Raw genomic sequence first — 21108 nt, forward strand, 5'->3', positions numbered from 1 at the left:
GGATTCTCCATGGGCTCAAGCATTCTCACCGCGACGGACCTTAGCAAAGTGGTCTCCAGCGCGGAAGGTGAACTGACCATCCTGCACGAACTCAGCCTGGAACTGAACAAAGGCGACAGCCTGGCGATCGTCGGTGCCTCCGGTTCCGGCAAATCCACCCTGCTGGGCCTGCTGGCCGGCCTGGACCTGCCCAGCAGCGGTGAAGTGACACTGGCCGGCCAGGCCCTCAGCGCGCTGGATGAAGACCAGCGGGCACGTATTCGCGCCGAGCATGTCGGTTTCGTCTTCCAGTCATTCCAGTTGCTCGACAGCCTCAACGCGCTGGAAAACGTCATGCTGCCGCTGGAACTGGACGGGCGCAGCGATGCCCGCGAACGCGCCACCGAACTGCTGCAACGGGTCGGCCTGGGCCAGCGCCTGACCCACTCGCCCCGCCAGCTCTCCGGAGGCGAGCAGCAACGCGTGGCGATTGCCCGCGCCTTTGCCGCCGAGCCCGATGTGCTGTTTGCCGACGAACCCACCGGCAACCTCGACAGCCACACCGGCGAGCGCATCAGCGACCTTCTATTCGAGCTGAACAAAGAAAGCGGCACGACCCTGGTGCTGGTCACCCATGATGAACGCCTGGCCCATCGCTGCCGGCGCCTGATCCGACTTGAAGCCGGCCAGATGGTCGCGCCCCTGGAGCCTTGATGGCACGCTTGCCGCTGTTGCGCCTGTTCAGTCTTGCTGTCCGTCAGTTGCTGCGCGATGCCCGCGCCGGCGAATTACGAGTGCTGTTCTTCGCCCTGCTGGTGGCGGTGGCGGCAAGTACCGCCATTGGTTACTTCGGCGCCCGTCTCAATGGTGCGATGATGATGCGCGCCACCGAATTCCTCGGTGCCGACCTGCTGCTCGAAGGCAGCTCGCCCGCTCGCCCGGAACAGATCCGCAGCGGCACCGAACTGGGCCTGGAACACGCCCGGGTGGTGGAGTTCTCCAGCGTCGTAGCCACCGACAATGGCATCCAGCTTTCCAGCGTCAAGGCGGCCGATGACATCTACCCGTTGCGCGGGAAACTCAAGAGCGCCCCTGCTCCGTTCGCGCCGGAAGAAACCGGCGGACGACCGAATCCTGGTGAGGCCTGGGTTGAAGCCCGGCTATTGACCGCCCTGGATCTGAAGATTGGCGACAGCATCGATGTCGGCAACCAGACCCTGCGCCTGAGCCGAGTGTTGACCTATGAGCCGGATCGCGCCGGCAACTTCTACAGCCTCACGCCACGGGTCCTGATCAACCTCAAGGACCTGGACGCCACTGGCGTGGTGCAACCCGGCAGCCGCGTCAGCTATCGCGACCTCTGGCGCGGCCCGGCGTCGGCCTTGCAAACCTATCGAGACTTGATCAAGCCAGGCCTGGAGCCCAACCAGCGCCTGCAGGATGCCCGAGATGGCAACCGGCAAATCGGCGGGGCCCTGGGCAAGGCCGAGCGCTACCTGAACATGGCCAGCCTGGTGGCGGTATTGCTGTCGGGGGTTGCCGTCGCACTCTCGGCCAACCGTTTCGCCACCCGACGATTCGACGCCAGCGCGCTGCTGCGCTGCCTGGGCCTGTCGCGTCGGGAAGCCATGGAGCTGTTCAGCCTGCAACTGACCGTTCTGGGCCTGTTGGCCAGTATCAGCGGGGCCCTGCTCGGCTGGATCGCCCAGTTGGGCCTGTTCGCGCTGCTGCATGACCTGTTGCCCACCAATGTTCCGCCGGGCGGCCTGCTGCCGGCTGTCGCCGGGATCGGCACCGGCCTGGTGGCGCTGGCCGGGTTTGCCCTGCCACCCTTGGCCGCGCTAGGCCGGGTGCCGCCCTTGCGGGTGCTGCGCCGAGACATGTTGCCGATCCCTTCCAGCACCTGGGTGGTCTACGGTGCTGCGCTGGGTGCGCTCGGCCTGATCATGTGGCGCCTGAGCCTGGACCTGGTCCTCACCTTCGCATTGTTGGGTGGCGGCGTCGTTGCCGCGCTGGTGCTCGGTGGCCTGCTATTGCTGCTGCTTCAAAGCCTGCGCCGGATGCTGGCTCGCGCTTCCCTGCCCTGGCGCCTGGGCCTCGGCCAACTGCTGCGTCACCCGTTGGCGGCCGCCGGCCAAGCCTTGGCGTTCGGTCTGATCCTGTTATCCATGGCGCTGATCGCGCTGCTGCGAGGTGAGTTGCTGGACACCTGGCAAAACCAATTGCCAAAAAACGCGCCGAATTACTTCGCCCTGAACATTCTCCCCAACGACAAGCAGGCCTTCACCGACAAGCTGTTGGCGTTGTCGGCGCAATCGGCGCCGCTCTACCCTGTGGTACCGGGGCGACTGATCAGCATCAACGGCGAGCCGGCCAGCGAATTTGTCACCAAGGATTCGGCGGGAGACCGCGCATTGCAACGGGACCTGAGCCTGACCTGGGCCGCAGACTTGCCGGCGGGCAACGTCGTGACGGCAGGCACCTGGTGGCCGCAGCAACCACCCGACGATATCCCGGGGGTTTCAGTGGAAGGCAAGGTGGCCGAAAATCTCAAGATCAAATTGGGTGACCGGCTGATCTTCAGCGTGGGTGGGGTGAACCGCGAAGCGAAGGTCACCAGCCTGCGAGAGATCAACTGGGACAACTTCCAGCCTAACTTCTTCATGATCTTCCAGCCGGGTACGCTCAAAGATCTACCGGCGACGTACCTGACCAGCTTTTACCTGGCGGCGGGCCACGACCAGCAGATCGTCGAGCTGTCCCGAGCCTTTCCGGCCGTGACGATTCTGCAAGTCGAAGCCCTGCTCGAACAGCTGCGCAGCATCCTGGCCCAGGTCACGCTGGCCGTGGAATACGTGCTGCTGTTTGTGCTGGCGGCGGGGATGGCCGTGCTGTTCTCGGGTCTGCAAGCGACGCTCGACGAGCGGATTCGCCAAGGCGCGCTGCTGCGCGCCCTGGGCGCCGAACGGCCGTTGCTAGTCAGGGCCCGACGCATTGAGTTCGGCCTGCTGGGTGCGGTCAGTGGTTTGCTCGCCGCCCTGGGCTCGGAACTGGTCAGCCTGGTGCTCTACCGCTACGCCTTCGACCTGCCCTGGCACCCGCATCCGTGGCTGCTGGTATTGCCGCTGCTGGGCGCGTTGTTGATCGGCGCAGCCGGGGTGTTCGGAACCCGTCGGGCACTCAATTCCAGCCCGCTGACAGTGCTGCGCGAGGGTTGATAGACTGGCGGCGTCGCTATTACAAGAAGTTGCCATGAGTCGTTATCGCCCACCCCGCACCGCCGGCACCGCGCTGATCACCCCGGAAGGTGAAGCGCGGATGCGCGCCGAATTCCATGAACTGTGGCACGTGCGCCGCCCTCAAGTGACCCAGGCGGTCAGCGAGGCGGCGGCCCAGGGTGATCGTTCGGAAAACGCCGAGTACACCTACGGCAAGAAAATGCTCCGGGAAATCGACAGCCGCGTGCGTTTCCTTACCAAGCGCCTTGAAGCGCTCAAGGTCGTCAGCGAAAAACCCAGCGATCCGAACAAAGTGTACTTCGGCGCCTGGGTCACGGTGGAAGATGAGGACGGCAAGGAGTCGCGCTATCGCATCGTCGGCCCGGACGAACTGGATCTGAAGCAGAACCTGATCAGCATCGATTCGCCCCTGGCTCGGGCGCTGATTGGCAAGGCCCTGGACGCCGAAGTCCGCGTCCAGACGCCAACCGGAGAAAAGCTGGTCTATATCGTGGATATCACGTACCCGTAACTGGCATCCCTTGCGACGGCCAGGCGGCTCAACGGCGGGTGATCAACCCCTGCCGGGCGATACGGGTCAATTGCCGGATCATTTCAGGAGCGTCCGCCGCGCTGGGGCACTGGATGACGGCCAGGTCGAAACTGTCGCTGGCAAAACGTGCCAGGGACTCACCGTCTTCGACAAACTGGATCAGAAAAGCGGCAGGTCCGTGATGGCGGCGCGGCCAGCCGTCGAGGTAGCGCAAGAGTGTTGGCTGGTGAGTACCGCCCAGGAGAATCTTCGGATTGCGTTGCACAAGGTTCGCCGTGATCGGCGCAAGACGTACAAGGGGGCTGGGTGCGTTCATCGTGACGTGTCTCTGCCTCAAAAGTCTGCATGGCAGGTGAGAGGCAACACCGAACCAGCGCTTTAGCGGTATTTCGAAGCCGGCTTCATGGCTTCTATCGGCAACTGTAGGAGTTACCTGGCGCCCCGCAAGTAGCTGTTTAAATCGGCGCATGGGTGGGGATCGTAGAGAAGCCGGGCCGTGGGTGTCAAGAATCGGCTTCTTCAAAAAGAAAACGGCGCTGCCCCTCTCAGGACCCGCGCCGTTTTCTCGACCGATCAAACTCAGCCAGCGATGGCCCGATCCACCGAAAGCTTCCCTGCCCCTTCGATCAGGACCGCGATGCTCCCCGCCAGCAATGCCAAGGCAAACTCATAGCCATTATTGGCCATGAACAATCCGTTACCGATGTGCACCGAAAAAATCGCCACCAGCGACAGAAAAGCCAAGCCCAGCGCCGCAGGACGGGCAAGCAGGCCGATGATCAACGCCAGCCCGGCGAAAAACTCGGTACCGCCGGCCAATGTCGCCATCACATAGCCTGGGGTCAGGCCGATGCTTTCCATCCACTGCGCCGTTCCGGCGAGGCCGTAGCCACCGAACAGGCCGAAGAGTTTCTGCGAGCCGTGGGCGGCGAAAATGACGCCTACGACGATGCGCAGGACGGTCAGGCCATAACCGGCGCGGGTAAACAGTACTTTATTGATCGACGAATTCATGTGTATGCATCCCTGGGTGTGTGGTTGTTGGTCGCCATATTAATCAATCAATCTGGTTATAAAAGCGCGAAATATCTGACATACCAATCGATATATTCGATTATTTACGCAAAGCCACTTTTTGTTCCTGCGGTTCCAGCGTTTCGCGCTCCCGATCGAAGGCCAGGTAGTATTTGTTCACGCTGTTAACGTAGCTGACGGCGCCCATTCCCACTTGCTCCATGGCAATTCGTTCAACCTGAAAGAACCACTGGTTGGGGTTCAATCCGCGACGCCGGGCTTCGGCCCGCATGCCTTGGACGCGCTCAGGCCCCATGTTGTAGGCGGCCAGGACAAAGGCCATGCGTTCGCGCTCGTTGAGCTTGGGGCTGGCGAAGAACTTGCGACGGATCATGGCCAGGTACTTGGCGCCGGCCTGCACATTGGCGTCCAGGTTCTGGATGTTGTCGACGCCCACGCGCTGGGCCGCCGACGGGGTAATTTGCATCAGGCCGGTGGGCCCACCGCCGCCGCGGGCGCTGGGTTGCAACGCCGATTCCTTGAAAGCCAGCGCCGCCAGGTTGAGCCAGTCCATGCCTTGGGCGTCGGCATGTTTCTGCAGCACCGGGCGCAGTTTCTCCAGGCGCTGGCGATCAGCCCGGGCCAGGGGATAGTGAACCTGGTACAAGCGGCGATAAATGCGCAGGAACGCGGCATCCTCGTTAGCCGGTACCTTGTAGGCCGCCAGGAATCGGTCGATGCTTGCCCGCAACATGGCGGCGTCGCGACGCACGAACCAATATTCGTCGCCCGGCTCGCCAATCAGCACCTGACGGTCGAGCCGCAGTTTAGGGAGGATCTTGCTCCACCGTTCAGCGATGGGCTGCTCGACAATGGTCAGGTGAAAAATCCCACCCTGGACCATTTCCAGCACGTCCTCCACAGCCAGGGTCGGGTCGACCCATTCGACCTTCACCGGCGGCAACTTGAGCAACGCCAGTTTCTGGTTGATCTGGCTCACCGCGTCCCCCGCCGCACTGCCATTGGGCAGGGCCAGGGTCTTGCCGGAGAGCTGCTCCACGCGCGTATAGCGTTTCTCGCCCTTGATACCGACCAACAGCAACGGCACGTCGGTGCGGATCGGATCACTGGCACTGACCGCATACCCGGCCTGGGGTTCGAGCAACTCACCGGGCGCCACCAGATCGCCCTCCCCGCGCTGCAACGCGCCGAGCAGTTGATCCTTGGCTTTGGGAATGATCTTGAGGGTGATTTCCTGGCCATCCCGGGCGTGGCCGTTGAGGTACTGTTCGAAAGCCCGCAACCGGTGATATTCGACGCCAATGGGCTGGCCCTGGACTTCACCGGAGCTGTTGCGACTCTGGTTGACCAACACCTTGAGTACCCGACTGCTGCGGATCTGCGCCAGATCGCGCACCGTACCCGGCGCCACTGCCTGTACCGGGCCAGGCAGGCGCGCTTCGGCCGGCATCGGCAACAGCAGCGAACAACACAACAGTAGCAACACCTGGGGACGTGCCATCCACTCTCCGGAAGGAACACTGCTGCCCCTCCTGACAGAAAAAGAATGGGGAGCAACAGAAACAGAGCGCCTTGGGGCGCTGAAAAGTGCGAAAGACTGGCACAGTGATGGCTTTTATACCAACCCGACCTGTCTCGCGGCCTCAACAGACAGCCACAACTCGTTGTAGTTCTTGGCTTTTCTTATAAATCTACAGCTCTGATATGCTTTCCGGCCTTCGGGCCGAGGTAGAACCATGCAACTCATTGATATCGGCGTCAACCTGACCAACCCCAGTTTCGCGGATAAACACCAGGCGGTGCTTGAGCGTGCCCATGAATCCGGGGTCTGCCAACTGGTCCTGACAGGCACCAGCATCGAGGGCAGCGAGCAGGCTCTGGAGCTGTGCCAGCACCTCGATCACACCGGTCAACGGCTGTTTTGCACCGCCGGCATTCATCCTCATAGCGCGAGCGAATGGACCACCGACAGCGCCAGGCACCTCAAGGATCTGCTGACCCAGGACCGGGTCCGAGCGGTGGGTGAATGCGGGTTGGATTTCAATCGCGACTTCTCTCCCAGGCCGCAGCAGGAAAAGGTTCTGGAAGAACATCTTGCCCTGGCAGTCCAATTGCAGCGGCCGGTCTTTCTTCATGAGCGCGACGCCGATCAGCGCCTGCTGGAAATCCTGCGTGATTTTCGCGATCAGTTGCCGGCGGCGGTCGTGCATTGCTTTACCGGGGAAAAAAAGGCGCTGTTCAACTACCTCGACCTGGACCTGCACATCGGCATTACCGGCTGGATCTGCGACGAGCGCCGGGGCACGCATCTACACCCGCTGGTGCGCGAGATCCCCCGCGGTCGGCTGATGCTTGAAAGCGATGCGCCCTACCTGCTGCCACGTACGCTGCGGCCCAAGCCAAAGAACGGCCGGAACGAACCGGCCTACCTGACAGAGGTGCTGCGCGAAGTGGCGTTGCATCGGGGCGAAACCCCGCAAGACCTGGCGGCCCATAGCACCGCATGCGCACGGGCGTTTTTTGGGTTGCCCACCGTATCCTGATCGACGAAAACCGGTGGGAGCGAGCCTGCTCGCGATAGCGGTGGGTCAGTTGCACATATCTCGACTGACACACCGCTATCGCGAACAGGCTCGCTCGCACAGGTGGTTTTGCGGTGTCTGTTGACCCACATCAACACCCCGGCCCATGGCTAGCGGCACAATAATGGCACCTTGCCAAAACTGTTTCCGCTATCAGAGAAGACCTACCATGGGTGCCTGGCTTAGCAATATCTCGCTGAAGTACAAATTCTGGGCGGTCAATGCGGTCGCCTTTGTCACCACCCTGCTGCTGGTGCTCTATGCGGTGCACCTGGAACAACAGGCACGCAACCAGGCGGTCCAGGCGAATGCCCAGGCGCAGGCGCGCCTGCTTCGGAACTGGCCTGCTGGACGGCCCTTGCCCAAGGCCGATGAGCTGCTGATCTATCGGCGCGATCAAATCCCCACCTTCAAAGACCAGCCGTTGCCGTCGCTGGCCCAGGCCGATGGCTGGGTCGTGCTCGATTCCACACTTTTGTTCGGCGTAGATCCACTGCTGGGCGCAGAAGTCATCCGTCGCGACGACAACCAACAGCTCGCGGTGCTAGCCCGTGGTGTCAGCCTGGGCCAGGTATTTGGAGAACGCTTCAGCCAATATGCGGTGGCCGTGTTCGTACTGATGCTGGCGATGCTCGGTGCATCGCAATTGTTGATCCGATTTTTGCTCAGCCAACTCAATACGTTGAAGGATGTGATGCTGCACGTGGAGCAGACCGGCGACCTGGCCGCCCGCGTGCCGCTGGCGTGCAAGGACGAAGTGGGCCAGATGGCAGCGGCATTCAACGCCATGCAGGCCGGTTATCAACGCGTGGTCGACACCGTCGCCAGCACGGCCCGCCAGTTGGACACAGGCGCCGCGCGCCTGGCGTCGAGCATGAGCGAAGTGCGGCACGGCATGCTTGGCCAGCAGAGCGAAACCGACCAGGCCGCCACGGCAATCAATCAGATGTCCGCCACGGTTCATCACATCGCCCAGCACGCCGGCGCTACCCGCGACCTGTCGAAGGCCGCCGACACCTTGGCGGGCAACGGCCATGAAGTGGTCAACCGCGTGCAGCAATCGATTTCCGGGCTGTCATCAGGCGTGCAACAGACCGCCGAGATGATCCAACGCCTGGCCGAAGACAGCCAGAAAATCAACGGCGTGGTCAGTGTGATCCACAGCATCGCCGAGCAGACCAACCTGCTGGCCTTGAACGCGGCCATCGAAGCAGCGCGGGCCGGTGAAATGGGCCGGGGCTTTGCCGTGGTGGCCGATGAGGTGCGCAACCTGGCCAAACGGGTCCAGGCCTCCACCGATGAAATTACCACCATGGTCTCGGCGCTCCAGGCCGGGACCCGGGATGCGGTGGATTTCATGCAGGAAAGTTCGTACAAGGCCGACGACTGCGTGCAACAGGCTCGCGAAGCCGGCGAGGCGTTGGCGCAGATTGCCGGCGCGGTGGCACAGATGCGCGAGAGCAACACGCAGATTGCAGTCGCGGCCGAACAGCAGAGTCACGTCGCCGAGGAAATGAACCGAGCGGTGGTGAGCATTCGCGACGTGACCGAAAACACCGTGCGCCAGACAGTGGACTCGGCGACCACCAGCCATGACCTGGCGACCCTGGCGGGGGAATTGAACAAGGTGATCGGGCAGCTGCGCCTTTAAAATATCTCCCCGTGATAGCGACACAGTTCCTGTGGCGAGGGAGCTTGCTCCCGCTGGGGTGCGAAGCGCCCCCTCTTGGCAGGCGCTCAGCAATCGGACATGCCTGACAGACAGTCAGGTCCGCTGCGCGGCCCAGCGGGAGCAAGCTCCCTCGCCACAAGAGCAATCCGTCATCGTCCAGACTATGGCCACCTATCACCTCGATAGCCAACCGTGATTCGCCGCCTCGTCGGGCCACGCCTATTCTTGGGTCATTCGATTTGATGAACTCAAGGATCCGCATCATGGGCAAACGTCATCCACACCTCCCGGCCTGGCAATGGCGCGTCGCGCCTCACATGTCGCGCCAGTCCAATCACCAGGTTGCTCAGCTGATGGCGGTACCGCTGTTTATCGTCGCGTTGCTGCTCATGGTTTCAGGGGTGTTCAGCCAGAGCCTGGCCGACGTCGCCATCGGTGTGATCGGCATGGCCGCTGCGTTCCGGTTGCAGCGCCATGAGCGTTTTGAACCTTAGGCGAAAATCGTCACTGTCTGGCGGCTCAAGGCAATCAGGCGGCCATCGGCACTCCAGAACTTTGCCGCGACATGGCCATAGCCGTCCTGGGCATGCTCGATCTCGGCGAGGTATTTACACCAATCCAACGTCGTCAGCTCAAGTAGCGGCTGGACAAACTCGATGGTCCAGGTGAGCGTGCTGCCCGGAGCCATTTGCGTAAGGTGCGGCAACAGCGCCGGGGGCCAGGCGTCCACCAATGCCAGGATATGAGGCTCGCTCAACGCCTCTTCCTTCACGTCGCCACGCAGGCGTACCCAGCCGCCCATGCTGCGCGATTTATTGCCTGTGAACGGCAAGCCGCCGATACTCCAGCGCATTGCCAGGTGACGCATGAACTCCGGCGTGGCGCCTTTGATGTAAGGCAGTTCCTGACATTGCTCCACGCTGGTGAATTCAGGCGCAGGATCGGCCTGCACCGCCACCACCGATGCACGCGACGCGCCGAAGCTGCCCTGCACCACAGTCACCACCTGACCGTTCTGCACCGCCCGCCCCAGTACCTGGCTCACCGCTTTGCCTTCACGCAGCACCTCGGCTTGGAAGGAAACAGGAACATCGGGTTCGACCGGGCCGACAAAAGTAATCGCCAACGAACGTATCGGACGATCCGCCGGCACCTTCGCCCGCATTGCCTCGTATTGCAGCGCCGCCACCAACCCGCCAAAACTGGCGCGGCCCTGGCCCCACTCCGGCGCGATAGACACCGCCTCTGGCTGACGGCGCACGGCATCGATCAAATCGGAAAAGCGCATGATGACCTCGAAGACAGGGGGAGATGCGACGATCTTAACCAGCACGGGTCGACGGCACAGCGCTCATTCCGGCCAAAGAGGCGGACAGATAGGCCGCGATTTTTGAAACCACCCGCAATCGCTGCGGGAGCAAGCCCGCTCCCACAGGTACACAGCTGAAGGTTCAGGATTTTTCGAAACAGCTCGCGATCAGCTTGTCCAGCACCCTGTCGGACTCAGCCTCGGCCTTTTGCATGGTGATCTGCCAGACCGGCACGCAGGGGCGCAGGTCGGTTTCCTCCGCAGCCCGGGCGAGCCATTGCCAGCAATCGTGCCAGTCGCCCAGCGCGCCCTGGGCCGACTTGAGCCGAGGCATGGCCGCTTTTGGCAGGCGGTCGAGTTCAGGGTAGGCCTCGATGGCATAGCGCACGCGCTTGATCAGCAGACGCAACCGATGGCGGTCATGGGCTGGATCGCGCAGGGCTTTACCGAGTTTTTTCCATTGTTTGTCCAGGCGCTTTTCAATGCGCTTGCGCAATCCGTCGAGCAGCCCCTCGCGCTGGGCCGCGCGGATGAAGCGTGGGAACGCATCGAGGATCATCAGCAACTGCGCCAGCTCCGGGCTGCCCGCGACGGCAGGATAGGCGTCGGCCATTTGCGCCCGGCGCCGCTGCGCCGCTTCGGTCTTGCCGTGTTGCTCAAGGTAAGCCGCCAATACTTCTCGGTCGCGCAGAGGCGTGGTCAAGGTGCCTACCGCCGAAGCGGCTGTTTCCAGCTGCTCGACGCCGGGTAATCCGCGCAATGGCCGAAGCAGGCTGCGCAGGCGACGAACCGTGGTGCGCAGGTCGTGCAGCGCTTCGCTGTCGGTGTGGGCATTCAAGCGGGCATGGCAGGCCAACAGGCGTACTTCAAGGCCCAATATGCGGGCCACTAGCCGATCGATCATGGGACGTACTCCGTACGCAGCTTCGAGCGTCAAGCTGCAAGCTTCAAGCAGGGAGCGATACGCGGTTACTTGTAGCTCGCAGCCAGTGGCTTGTCGCTGCCGTTATCGTCCTGCGCGAGATTCGCGGATGTAGAAACGCGCTTTCTCGGCTTTTTTGGTGCAGCCTTCAAAGGCTTCGAATTGCTGCTGGGTCTTGGCGCCGGTCAACAGCGACAAGGCCTTGGAGTAACTCACGGTACCGGCAAAACCTTCGGCCTTGGCCAAGTCCAGTTCATGCCAGGCGGCATCGAGTTGGCTGCCGCAACTGTCACGGTAAGCGGTTTTGCCGGCGCAACCGGCCAGGGCCAAAACCATCAGGGATGCCACCAGGGGCAGGCAGATCCGGGCTTTCATCGATTACACCTCAAGTCAGGTAAACAGTCGTGCTGGTAAGACGGTCCCGACGGCAAAAAGTGCCTGGGCCGGCCCGCTTATTCAAGTGTGGGCGAGAATACGCAAATGCCACGCCGACGTGTCAAAAAACGACGCCTGCGCCACAACGATTGAGCCGAGCCGTCGATGCGTGCATTGTTGAAGCCTGTTAGACAAGGGGTCGGGTCATGACAAAACGTGTCGCATTGGTATTGGGTTCGGGCGGCGCCCGGGGCTATGCCCATATCGGGGTGATCGAAGAAATCGAACGACGTGGCTACGACATCGCTTGCATCGCCGGTTGCTCGATGGGCGCCGTGGTGGGTGGGATCTATGCCGCAGGCAAGCTCGAGGACTACCGCAACTGGATCGAAAGCCTCGACTACCTGGACGTCCTGAGGCTGGTGGACGTCAGCTTTCGCCTGGGGGCGATTCGCGGGGAGAAAGTCTTCGGCCAGATCCGCAAGATCGTCGGCGAACTCAATATCGAAGATCTGCGCATTCCCTACACCGCCGTTGCGACCGACCTGACCAACCAACAGGAAATCTGGTTCCAGGAGGGTTGCCTGCACCAGGCGATGCGCGCCTCGGCAGCCATTCCCAGCCTGTTCACGCCGGTGATGCAGGGCAACCGCATGCTGGTAGACGGTGGTTTGCTCAATCCGTTGCCGATCGTGCCGGTGGTCTCAAGCCATTGCGACCTGATCATCGCGGTCAACCTCAACGCCACCAACCAGAAACAATACAGGCTGCCGGTCATCCCGCGCCCCGCCGCGTTCCGGCGCCGCTTCGACACCCTGGTCAGCTCCCTGGGTTCGCGCCTGCCGTTTCGTCGCAAGCAAGCCGAGCAACTGCTGCTGTTGGAACAAGAGGCGTTGAAGGCCGAAGCGGCCGAGATCAATCCGTGGATCGAATCCGCCGAACCTGAAGGCCAGCAACCGGCCGCCGCGCCAGAGGCCGAAGGCGCGCCGAAATCCGCCACCGGCTCGTTCATCATCGACAACGTAGGTCCCGCCTCGTTGCTGGATCTGATCAACCAGAGTTTCGAGGTGATGCAGACCTCGCTGGCCCAGTACAAGATTGCCGGCTACCCACCGGATGTGCTGATCAACGTGCCGAAACGGGTGTGCCGGTTCTTCGAGTTCTACAAGGCCCCGGAGTTGATCGCGTTGGGGAGGGAGATTGCCAGCGATACGTTGGATCGGTATGAGAGTGAGTAGAATCAAGCATGATCACCGAGCCCATGTGGCGAGGGAGCTTGCTCCCGCTGGGGTGCGCAGCGCCCCCAGAACCGAACACCTCGGTGTATCAGGTTCATTGAGTTGGCTGTACGGGGGCTGCTTCGCAGCCCAGCGGGAGCAAGCTCCCTTGCCACAATGGTGCACGACTTGAAGCCTATTGGGGGCTAGATTCCACCCTCCCCCAACAACCGATACCCCACCCCCGCCTCGGTCACGATGAACCGTGGCCGGGTCGGGTCGTCGGCCAGTTTCTGGCGCAGGTGACCGACCACGATCCGCAAATAATGGCTGTCTTCGGTGTGGGTCGGGCCCCAGATGTCCTTGAGCAGTTGCTGCTGGGTGATGACCCGCCCGGGATGCCGGGCCAGTTGCGCCAGCACCGCGTACTCCTTGCGTGTCAGTGCCACCTCGGCACCATCGAGCAAAACCCGTCGGTAGGCCAAATCCACCGTCAGCGGGCCGAATTTCAACGCCGCTTCCTGCGACTCGCCGACCGGAGCCTGGCGCAACAAGGCGCGGATGCGGGCGAGGAACTCCTGAATGCCGAACGGTTTGGTCACGTAATCGTTTGCGCCGTTATCCAGCGCCTCGACCTTCTGCGCTTCACTGGCCCGCACCGAGAGCACCAGCACCGGTACCGCCGACCACTGGCGCAACTCGCGCAGCACCTGCTGGCCGTCCATGTCCGGCAGGCCGAGGTCGAGTATCAGCAAATCAGGCTTGTTCAACGCCGCCTGGGCAAGCCCCTCCGTGCCGGTGCCCGCCTCCAAGACTTTGTAACCCTGGGAGGTCAGGCTGATTCGCAGGAACTTGCGGATCTGCGGTTCGTCATCGATGACCAAAAGGGTCGCGTTCTGGCTCATGGGGTTCGTTCAAGGTAAACAGTGGAAAAGCATAACGCAGCGCCGCTCATGCTTCATCGTCCATACCCGGTTGAGCTTGCAACGGCAGGTGCAAAGTGATGCAGGCGCCGCGTCCGTCGAGGCCATCGGCGACAGTGATTCGCCCACCATGGGCCCCCACCATGCCCTGACAGATCGCCAGCCCCAGGCCCGTGCCCTGCCCGCCCCGATCGCCGCGAGCGGCGGTGTAGAACATGTCGAAGATGCGCTCGCGCTCGGCTTCGGGAATGCCGGGCCCCTCATCGGCCACCGCAAAAAATATTTCGTTGCCCGTCGCCCCGGCGCTCAGTTGCAGGCGCCCGTGGGCCGGCGAGAAGCGCGCAGCGTTTTCCAGCACGTTCACCAGGGCCTGTTCGATCAGCGCCGCATGCACGTACAGCAAAGGCAGTTCGGCGGGCACCTCGACGTCGACCGTTAGTGGCGCCAGTATCGCACGCAGGCGATTCAGCGCACTGCCGACGATATCCGCCGGCGACACCCAGTCCCGCGCCAGCTTCAAGGCACCGTGGCCGAGGCGGGTCATGTCCAGCAGATTCTGGATGTAGCGATCCAGCCGTTCGGCTTCATCGCGGGTGCCTTCGAGCAGTTCGCGGCGATCGGCCAACGGGATTGCCTCACCCAGCGCCAACAGACTGTCGATGCTGCCGCGCATGGCGGTCAGTGGCGTGCGCAAATCATGGGACACCGAAGCCAGCAAAGCGCTGCGCAGTTGCTCGGTTTCGCCGTGCAGGCGTGCCGCCTCCAGGTCCTGGGCCAGTTGCGCCCGGGCCAAGGCCTGGGCCAATGGCTGGCTGAGGGCCGTCAGCAACCGGCGACGCTGGCCACTCAACGGCATGCCCTCCTTGGGGCAGGCGCCGAGCAACGCCAGGGGCTCGCCCTCCGCCGACAGTGGCCACCACCACCAGCGCCCGGACGGCAGCGTCCCGGTGCCGGCGCCGGCTGGTTGATCATGCTGCCAGGACCAGTCGGCCGCAGCGCGTTCGGCCTCGGTGAACGTCAGCGGCTCGGCGGTCTCGACCTTCCAGGTGCCTTGGCGGTCGCGGTTGAGCAGGCACAGTCGCACATCGTGCCAGCCGTTGAGGTGCTGCTCGGCGGCGCTGATCACCGCCTGGCGGTCGGTGGCGGCCGTGAGTTTGCGCGACAGGTCAAGCAACTCGCCGGTTTCCTGCTGGGTGTCGCGCAGTGCCTGCAATTGCCGGCGCTGGCGGGCCGCCAGGTTACCGGTCAGGGCGGCCATGAGCAGGAAGAACACCAAGGTCAGTACGTCTTCCTCGCGCTGGATGGTCAGGGAAAAATTCGGCGGGATGAACAGAAAGTCATAAGCCAGGAACGACAGCGCCGCGCAAGCCAGCGCCGGACCAAGGCTGCTGCGCACCGCCACCAGCAATACCGCCATCAAGAACACCAGGGAAATATTGGGTAGCGCCAGCAGCCCCGAAATGCCCCAGGCCAAGGCGCTGGCGAGCACCGTCGCCAGCAGCGCGAGGACATAGTCGAAACCGGTCCGGACCGCCGTTGAACGTGCCCGGGCTGGCCGGGGCTGTTCGTCGCTGTCCAGCACGTTGATCTCCAGCCCCCGGGCACTGCGCAGCAAGCGCGACGCCAAGCCGCCGCCCCACAACCGACGACGCAGCCGCGGCCGGGACTGCCCCACCAACACCAGCGTGGCGCGCCGTTCGGTGGCATGCTGGATCAGCGTGCGGGCCACTTCACCAGCCCGCAGCAGCACCACTTCCCCACCGAGTCGCTCAGCCAGTTGCTGGGCGTTTTGCAGCCGCTGGCGCGAGGGCTCGTCCCGCGCGCTGCCGTTGTCCACATGCACCAGGGTCCAGGGCAAATGCCGGCGCTGGGCGACGCGGCTGGCGTGGCGCACCAGGCGTTCAGCCTGTTCGTCAGCGTCAACCCCCACCAGCAATCGTCCCCGAACCGCCGGGGCGGCCTGACCCAGTTGGCGATACCCCTGGGCCAGGTCATTGTCGACCTGCGCGGCGGCGGTCTGCATGGCCAGCTCGCGCAAGGCGGTCAGGTTGGTCTGGGTGAAAAAAGCGTCGATTGCCGCACGGGCCTGTTCCGGCACATAAACCTTGCCATCGCGCAGGCGCTCCAGCAGCTCACGCGGCGGCAAGTCAATCAGAAGCAACTCATCGGCCTCCTGCAAGACCCAATCCGGCAACGTCTCGCGGACTTGCACGCCGGTGATGCCACGCACCTGGTCATTGAGGCTTTCCAGGTGCTGGACATTGACGGTGGTGTACACATCAATGCCAGCGGCGAGCAGTTCCTGGATGTCCTGCCAGCGCTTGGCATGACGGCTGCCGGGCGCGTTGCTGTGAGCCAGCTCGTCCACCAGCGCCAGGCTTGGCCGAGCCGCGAGCAGGCCGTCGAGGTCCATCTCCTCGAGCATCACGCCGCGATATTCCGAGCGCACCAATGGCTGCTGCGCCAGGCCCGCAAGCAAGGCTTCGGTTTCGCTGCGGCCGTGGGTCTCTACCACCCCGGCGATGACTTTTACGCCCTGGCGCAGCCGGGTGTGGGCCGCTTGCAGCATGGCGTAGGTCTTGCCGACACCGGGTGCCGCGCCCAGAAAAACTTTGAGCCGGCCACGGTCGCTGCGGGGCAGATTGGCGAGCAGCGCGTCGGCGCGGCTGGAGTCGCTCATGCGTGGATCTCTATATCGGATTGTTGATCGAAGCCCCTGTGGGAGCGAGCCTGCTCGCGATAGCGGTGTATCAGTTGAAATAGGTGCAGCGGGTCCACCGCTATCGCGAGCAGGCTCGCTCCCACAGGTTTTTTACAGTGCCTCCAAGGCCAGGTTCAACGCCAGTACATTCACCACCGGCGGCCCCACCAGCGGTTGCTCGGTATGACGGTCAACCAGTTGCTGCAACGTCGAGACCGGCAAATGACGCGCCGCCGCAACACGCGCCAGTTGATAGGCAATCGCGGCCGGTGGCAAGTGCGGGTCCAGACCACTGCCGGAAGTGGTCAGCAACGCCAGTGGCACTGGCCCCTGGCCGGGGACCTGCAATTTGCCGGCGTCGTCGATCACCCGGGTGGCCAGGGCAGGATTGCTCGGCGACAAGTTGCTGGCGCCACTGGCCACAGTGGCAAAGGCGCCAGCCGAGGGGCGAGGATGGAACCAGGCGTCGCCCTGGAAATCCTGGGCAATCAGGGTTGACCCGCGAACCTTGCCGGCGGCATCGACGACCAGGCTGCCGTTGGCTTGGACAGGAAAAGCGACTTGCGCCACTGCGGTGACCAGCAAGGGGTAGGCGATGCCGGTGAGCAGGGTCATCAGGAGTAACAGGCTCAGGGCCGGGCGTATCAGGGTAGACATGTCAAAATCCTCGAATCGAAACTGATTCATTGGCGAGCGCACATTGTGGCGAGGGAGCTTGCTCCCGCTGGGCTGCGCAGCAGCCCCAAAAGATGAGCACCTTCTTGTCTGGAAAAACGAGTGGAGGCAGGTTTGGGGCTGCTTCGCAGCCCAGCGGGAGCAAGCTCCCTCGCCACAGAACTTCATCGATCGGCGACAAACTCAAACCAGCCCCAACGCCGTCAGCAACACATCAATCGCCTTGATCCCCACGAACGGCACCACGATCCCGCCCAGGCCATAGATCAACAGGTTGCGCCGCAACAGCGCCGCCGCGCTGGCCGCCTGAACCCGCACACCGCGCAAGGCCAAGGGGATCAACACGACGATGATCAACGCGTTGAAAACGATCGCCGAGAGGATCGCGCTTTGCGGGCTGTCCAGGCCCATCACGTTCAGCACCCCGAGTTGCGGATAGATCGAAGCGAACAGCGCCGGCAGGATCGCAAAATACTTGGCGACGTCATTGGCGATTGAAAATGTCGTCAGCGCGCCGCGGGTCACCAGCAGTTCCTTGCCGATCTGCACCACATCCAGCAACTTGGTCGGGTCGCTGTCGAGGTCGACCATGTTCGCCGCCTCCCGGGCGGCCTGGGTGCCGTCGTTCATCGCCATGCCGACATCGGCCTGGGCCAGGGCCGGTGCATCGTTGGCGCCATCGCCACACATGGCCACCAGCCGACCGTCATTCTGCTCATGACGGATCCGCGCCAGTTTCTTCTCGGGGGTGGCTTCGGCCAACACGTCGTCGACGCCCGCCTCTGCGGCAATCGCGGCGGCGGTCAGCGGGTTGTCGCCCGTCACCATCACCGTGCGGATCCCCAACTTGCGCAGCTCGGCGAACCGCTCGCGGATGCCAGGCTTGACCACGTCCTTGAGATGAATGACGCCCAGCAGCTTGCCGTCCACGCACACCAGCAACGGCGTACCACCGCTCTGGGCGATCCTGTCGACCTCACGAGCCAGTGCCGACGGCAACTCGCTGCGTGGCATACCGATGAATTCCAGCAGCGAATCTACGGCGCCTTTACGGTAAAGGCGCCCCTGGTAGTCGACCCCGGACAAGCGCGTTTCAGCGCTGAACGGCACGGCGGTCAGCGATTCGAGACCAGGTTCGGGCAGCGGATGCAGGCCTCGCAGGTACTCCACGATGGACTTGCCTTCGGCCGTATCGTCGGCCAGCGAGGCGAACAACGCACCTTCGGCCAACTCCCTGGCGCTCACCCCAGGTGCGGCGTGCACCGCAGCACAGCGTCGATTGCCAAAGGTGATGGTGCCGGTCTTGTCCAGCATCAGCACATGCACGTCCCCCGCCGCTTCCACCGCACGACCGGATTTGGCAATCACGTTCAGGCGCACCAGCCGGTCCATCCCGGCGATGCCGATGGCCGACAACAACCCGCCGATGGTGGTGGGAATCAACGTCACCAACAGCGCCACCAGGAACACCAGCGGCAAGTTGCCATTGGCGAAATGGGCGAACGGTTGCAATGTCACCACCACCAACAGGAAGATCAGCGTGAGGCCGATCAGCAGGATGTCCAGCGCGACCTCGTTCGGGGTCTTCTGGCGCTTGGCACCTTCCACCAGGGCGATCATGCGGTCCAGGGTCGACTCGCCCGGATTGCTGGTGATCCGCACCAGCAACCAGTCAGAGACCAGGCGCGTGTTGCCGGTAACGGCCGAGCGATCACCGCCGGACTCACGAATGACCGGCGCCGATTCACCGGTAATCGCCGCCTCGTTGACCGCCGCGATGCCCTCGATGACTTCGCCATCGCCAGGGATCATTTCCCCGGCAGCGACGCGCACCACGTCGCCCTTGCGCAAACGCGTGGCGGCGATTATCTCGAAGCCGGTGGCAGTCTGGCGGCGGGCGCTCAGGCCCTCACTGCCGGCCTTGAGACTGTCGGCACGGGCCTTGCCGCGCCCTTCTGCCAGCGCTTCGGCGAAGTTGGCGAACAACACGGTAAACCACAACCACAAAGCGATCTGCGCCGCGACGAGGGTCGGCACTGCGCTGTCGGGAATGAAGCACAACACGGTGGTGTGGATTGCTGTCAGTTCTACCACCAACATCACCGGGGAGCGGTGCAACTGGCGTGGATCGAGCTTGACGAAGGCTTGCACCAACGCCGGTCGCCAGAGGGCCGACAGGTTGGTTTTCGGTTGTTCCGGCGCCTTGGAGACGACGGCTTTGCTCATCGGCATATTCATCATCAACTCCTCAGAAACCCAGGCTCAGGTGTTCGGCAATCGGCCCCAGGGCCAGGGTCGGCAGGAAGGTCAAGCCGCCCACCAGTAGGATGGTCACGGTCAGCAGAGTCACGAACAGCGGACCGTGGGTGGGAAAGCTGTTCTGGCCGATCGGCGCGGTTTTCTTCAGCGCCAGGCTCCCCGCCAATGCCAGCACCGGAAGGATGTAGCCGAACCGACCGATCAACATGCCCAGGCCGAGCATCAGGTTGTGAAACGGCGTGTTTGCACTGAAACCGCCAAATGCCGAGCCGTTATTAGCCCCGGCCGAGGTGTAGGCATAGAGCAACTGGCTGAACCCGTGGGCGCCGGGGTTGCTCACTGCCGCTGCCGGCCCGGGCAGGCTCGCGGCGATAGCGCCCAATACCAGCACGCTCACGGGCATTACCAGCAATGTCATCACCAGCAATTGCACTTCCCTGGCGCCAAGTTTCTTGCCCAGGTATTCCGGGGTACGACCGATCATCAACCCGGCCAGGAACACCGCGATCAACACGTTCAGCAACATCCCGTAGAGACCTGCGCCGACGCCGCCGAAGATCACCTCGCCGACCATCATGTTCATCAGCGCCACCATCCCGCTGAGTGGATTGAGGCTGTCGTGCATGGCATTGACCGAGCCATTGGAAGCGGCCGTGGTAGTGACCGACCACAACACCGTAGCGGTGGTACCGAAGCGCGATTCCTTGCCTTCCAGAGGCGCGGCCTGTTCAACGGCTGGGTTGTCCAATGCCGGATTGGCCTGGAATTCGGCCCACAGCGACGTGGCACCGCCGATCAGGAACAGTGCGAGCATGCAGGCGATGATCGCCCGGCTCTGACGCAAGTCCTTGACGTAATGGCCGAAGGCGAACACCAGCGCGGCAGGAATCAGGATGATGGAGGCGAGTTCGAACAGATTGCTCCAGGCTGTCGGGTTCTCGAACGGATGTGCGGAGTTGACGCCGAAGAAACCACCGCCGTTGGTGCCCAGCTGCTTGATCGCGATCTGGCTGGCCGCCGGGCCCAGGGGAATGACTTGGTCGACACCTTGCATCGTGACCCCATGTACATAGTGCGCAAAGGTCTGCGGCACGCCCTGCCAAACCAGGAACAACGCCAGCAACAGGCACAGCGGTAACAGCCCGTAAAGCGTGGCCCGGGTCACGTCGACCCAGAAGTTACCCAACGTCGCAGCGGACTTGCGTCCGATCCCGCGACACAGCGCCACCAACACGGCCAGGCCGGTGGCGGCACTGACAAAGTTCTGCACGGTCAGGCCGACCATCTGGCTCAGGTAGCTCAGGGACGCTTCACCGCTGTAGGACTGCCAGTTGGTATTGGTCATGAAACTGACCGCGGTGTTGAAGGCCTGGGTCCATTCCATGCCAGGCAGTTGCTCGGTATTGAGCGGTAAATATCCTTGCAGCAGGAGAATCGCGAACAGCAGCGCAAAACCCGCCAGGTTGAATGCGAGTAAGGCCAGAGTGTATTTCTGCCAGCTTTGCTCTGTCTGCGGATCCACACCTGCCATCCGATAGCAGCCTTGCTCCACCGGCCTCAGGATCGGCGAAAGCCAGGTGCGCTGACCCTCCATGACCTTGTAGTAGAACCGTCCGAGAAACGGCGCCGGAACCAGCACCAGCGCGAAAAAGGCGAGGATCAGCCCATAGTCATAACCGTGCATAGCT

The 21108-nt window shown here is 63.0% G+C and carries 17 protein-coding genes and 1 pseudogene; 7 read left to right on the plus strand and 11 right to left on the minus strand.

From position 1 onward, the window contains the following. Positions 1-9 precede the first annotated feature (9 nt). The 3 genes from ACLEJR_RS02565 to greB are packed head-to-tail and all read left to right on the plus strand — an operon-like array spanning position 10 to position 3729. Entirely contained in the window at positions 10-693 is a 684-nt protein-coding gene (locus ACLEJR_RS02565) for an ABC transporter ATP-binding protein (protein ID WP_440795553.1), read from the plus strand. Beyond that, complete coding sequence (locus ACLEJR_RS02570) at positions 693-3197, plus strand: ABC transporter permease (RefSeq protein WP_440811965.1); 2505 nt, start codon at positions 693-695, stop codon at positions 3195-3197. Before ACLEJR_RS02565 ends, ACLEJR_RS02570 begins: the two co-directional genes overlap by 1 nt. Before the next feature lie 34 nt (positions 3198-3231). Further along, the gene (greB, locus tag ACLEJR_RS02575) at positions 3232-3729 is read left to right on the plus strand and encodes a transcription elongation factor GreB (RefSeq protein ID WP_440795556.1); all 498 of its coding nucleotides are present in this window, start codon (positions 3232-3234) and stop codon (positions 3727-3729) included. A 28-nt stretch (positions 3730-3757) separates the two neighbouring features. Here greB and ACLEJR_RS02580 read toward each other — a convergent pair whose 3' ends face one another. The 3 genes from ACLEJR_RS02580 to ACLEJR_RS02590 form a co-directional block, all read right to left on the minus strand. After that, positions 3758-4066: a class I SAM-dependent methyltransferase gene (locus ACLEJR_RS02580; protein WP_440795558.1), complete on the minus strand. Its 309-nt coding sequence runs from the start codon at positions 4064-4066 to the stop codon at positions 3758-3760. Between the two features lie 263 nt (positions 4067-4329). Beyond that, the gene (locus ACLEJR_RS02585) at positions 4330-4764 is read right to left on the minus strand and encodes a DoxX family protein (RefSeq protein WP_440795560.1); all 435 of its coding nucleotides are present in this window, start codon (positions 4762-4764) and stop codon (positions 4330-4332) included. A 100-nt stretch (positions 4765-4864) separates the two neighbouring features. Further along, complete coding sequence (locus tag ACLEJR_RS02590) at positions 4865-6286, minus strand: transglycosylase SLT domain-containing protein (protein WP_440795562.1); 1422 nt, start codon at positions 6284-6286, stop codon at positions 4865-4867. A 235-nt stretch (positions 6287-6521) separates the two neighbouring features. Here ACLEJR_RS02590 and ACLEJR_RS02595 point away from each other — a divergent pair, with 235 nt between their 5' ends. From ACLEJR_RS02595 to ACLEJR_RS02605, 3 genes and pseudogenes are all read left to right on the plus strand, one after another. Continuing rightward, positions 6522-7328 carry a TatD family hydrolase gene (locus ACLEJR_RS02595; protein ID WP_440811967.1) on the plus strand — a complete coding sequence of 269 codons (807 nt, stop codon included), beginning with the start codon at positions 6522-6524 and terminating at the stop codon, positions 7326-7328. 208 nt (positions 7329-7536) lie between these two features. Further along, positions 7537-9018, plus strand: coding sequence for a methyl-accepting chemotaxis protein (locus ACLEJR_RS02600; RefSeq protein WP_440811969.1), 1482 nt, complete (start codon positions 7537-7539; stop codon positions 9016-9018). Positions 9019-9302: 284 nt separating this feature from the next. Then, positions 9303-9515 (plus strand): annotated as a pseudogene (locus ACLEJR_RS02605) (terminase); the annotation flags it as partial. A 14-nt stretch (positions 9516-9529) separates the two neighbouring features. Here ACLEJR_RS02605 and ACLEJR_RS02610 read toward each other — a convergent pair. The 3 genes from ACLEJR_RS02610 to ACLEJR_RS02620 form a co-directional block, all read right to left on the minus strand. After that, positions 9530-10327, minus strand: coding sequence for an acyl-CoA thioesterase (locus tag ACLEJR_RS02610; protein WP_440811971.1), 798 nt, complete (start codon positions 10325-10327; stop codon positions 9530-9532). Positions 10328-10490: 163 nt separating this feature from the next. Next, positions 10491-11252, minus strand: coding sequence for a CHAD domain-containing protein (locus ACLEJR_RS02615; protein ID WP_440811973.1), 762 nt, complete (start codon positions 11250-11252; stop codon positions 10491-10493). 102 nt (positions 11253-11354) lie between these two features. Then, complete coding sequence (locus tag ACLEJR_RS02620; protein WP_440795572.1) at positions 11355-11645, minus strand: hypothetical protein; 291 nt, start codon at positions 11643-11645, stop codon at positions 11355-11357. Positions 11646-11851: 206 nt separating this feature from the next. On the opposite strand from ACLEJR_RS02620, the gene ACLEJR_RS02625 reads away from it, so the two are divergent. Beyond that, positions 11852-12883 (plus strand): patatin-like phospholipase family protein, encoded by a 1032-nt coding sequence (locus ACLEJR_RS02625; protein ID WP_440795574.1) that lies wholly within the window; start codon positions 11852-11854, stop codon positions 12881-12883. Positions 12884-13068: 185 nt separating this feature from the next. Here the strand turns inward: ACLEJR_RS02625 and ACLEJR_RS02630 are convergent, their stop codons facing one another. The 5 genes from ACLEJR_RS02630 to kdpA form a co-directional block, all read right to left on the minus strand. Further along, entirely contained in the window at positions 13069-13767 is a 699-nt protein-coding gene (locus tag ACLEJR_RS02630; RefSeq protein ID WP_440795576.1) for a response regulator, read from the minus strand. A gap of 46 nt (positions 13768-13813) precedes the next feature. Continuing rightward, positions 13814-16465, minus strand: coding sequence for a DUF4118 domain-containing protein (locus ACLEJR_RS02635; protein ID WP_440811975.1), 2652 nt, complete (start codon positions 16463-16465; stop codon positions 13814-13816). A 132-nt stretch (positions 16466-16597) separates the two neighbouring features. After that, positions 16598-17143 (minus strand): potassium-transporting ATPase subunit KdpC, encoded by a 546-nt coding sequence (gene kdpC, locus ACLEJR_RS02640; RefSeq protein ID WP_440811978.1) that lies wholly within the window; start codon positions 17141-17143, stop codon positions 16598-16600. 201 nt (positions 17144-17344) lie between these two features. Next, on the minus strand, positions 17345-19399 hold the full coding sequence (gene kdpB, locus ACLEJR_RS02645; protein WP_440811980.1) for a potassium-transporting ATPase subunit KdpB: 2055 nt from the start codon (positions 19397-19399) through the stop codon (positions 17345-17347). Between the two features lie 10 nt (positions 19400-19409). Continuing rightward, positions 19410-21104: a potassium-transporting ATPase subunit KdpA gene (gene kdpA, locus ACLEJR_RS02650; RefSeq protein ID WP_440811982.1), complete on the minus strand. Its 1695-nt coding sequence runs from the start codon at positions 21102-21104 to the stop codon at positions 19410-19412. Between the last annotated feature and the right edge of the window lie 4 nt (positions 21105-21108).

Origin of the sequence: Pseudomonas sp. SMN5 (assembly GCF_052041925.1) — a bacterium.
Classification (GTDB): Bacteria; Pseudomonadota; Gammaproteobacteria; order Pseudomonadales; family Pseudomonadaceae; genus Aquipseudomonas.

What these genes read in the sequence shown, in the direction of transcription:
- ACLEJR_RS02565 (WP_440795553.1), top strand. Translation starts at nt 10, where the DNA reads ATGGGCTCAAGCATTCTCACCGCGACGGACCTTAGCAAAGTGGTCTCC.
- ACLEJR_RS02585 (WP_440795560.1), bottom strand. Translation starts at nt 4,764, where the DNA reads ATGAATTCGTCGATCAATAAAGTACTGTTTACCCGCGCCGGTTATGGC.
- ACLEJR_RS02615 (WP_440811973.1), bottom strand. Translation starts at nt 11,252, where the DNA reads ATGATCGATCGGCTAGTGGCCCGCATATTGGGCCTTGAAGTACGCCTG.
- kdpB (WP_440811980.1), bottom strand. Translation starts at nt 19,399, where the DNA reads ATGAATATGCCGATGAGCAAAGCCGTCGTCTCCAAGGCGCCGGAACAA.
- ACLEJR_RS02620 (WP_440795572.1), bottom strand. Translation starts at nt 11,645, where the DNA reads ATGAAAGCCCGGATCTGCCTGCCCCTGGTGGCATCCCTGATGGTTTTG.
- ACLEJR_RS02625 (WP_440795574.1), top strand. Translation starts at nt 11,852, where the DNA reads ATGACAAAACGTGTCGCATTGGTATTGGGTTCGGGCGGCGCCCGGGGC.
- kdpA (WP_440811982.1), bottom strand. Translation starts at nt 21,104, where the DNA reads ATGCACGGTTATGACTATGGGCTGATCCTCGCCTTTTTCGCGCTGGTG.
- ACLEJR_RS02600 (WP_440811969.1), top strand. Translation starts at nt 7,537, where the DNA reads ATGGGTGCCTGGCTTAGCAATATCTCGCTGAAGTACAAATTCTGGGCG.
- ACLEJR_RS02595 (WP_440811967.1), top strand. Translation starts at nt 6,522, where the DNA reads ATGCAACTCATTGATATCGGCGTCAACCTGACCAACCCCAGTTTCGCG.
- ACLEJR_RS02610 (WP_440811971.1), bottom strand. Translation starts at nt 10,327, where the DNA reads ATGCGCTTTTCCGATTTGATCGATGCCGTGCGCCGTCAGCCAGAGGCG.
- greB (WP_440795556.1), top strand. Translation starts at nt 3,232, where the DNA reads ATGAGTCGTTATCGCCCACCCCGCACCGCCGGCACCGCGCTGATCACC.
- kdpC (WP_440811978.1), bottom strand. Translation starts at nt 17,143, where the DNA reads ATGTCTACCCTGATACGCCCGGCCCTGAGCCTGTTACTCCTGATGACC.
- ACLEJR_RS02635 (WP_440811975.1), bottom strand. Translation starts at nt 16,465, where the DNA reads ATGAGCGACTCCAGCCGCGCCGACGCGCTGCTCGCCAATCTGCCCCGC.
- ACLEJR_RS02580 (WP_440795558.1), bottom strand. Translation starts at nt 4,066, where the DNA reads ATGAACGCACCCAGCCCCCTTGTACGTCTTGCGCCGATCACGGCGAAC.
- ACLEJR_RS02630 (WP_440795576.1), bottom strand. Translation starts at nt 13,767, where the DNA reads ATGAGCCAGAACGCGACCCTTTTGGTCATCGATGACGAACCGCAGATC.
- ACLEJR_RS02590 (WP_440795562.1), bottom strand. Translation starts at nt 6,286, where the DNA reads ATGGCACGTCCCCAGGTGTTGCTACTGTTGTGTTGTTCGCTGCTGTTG.
- ACLEJR_RS02570 (WP_440811965.1), top strand. Translation starts at nt 693, where the DNA reads ATGGCACGCTTGCCGCTGTTGCGCCTGTTCAGTCTTGCTGTCCGTCAG.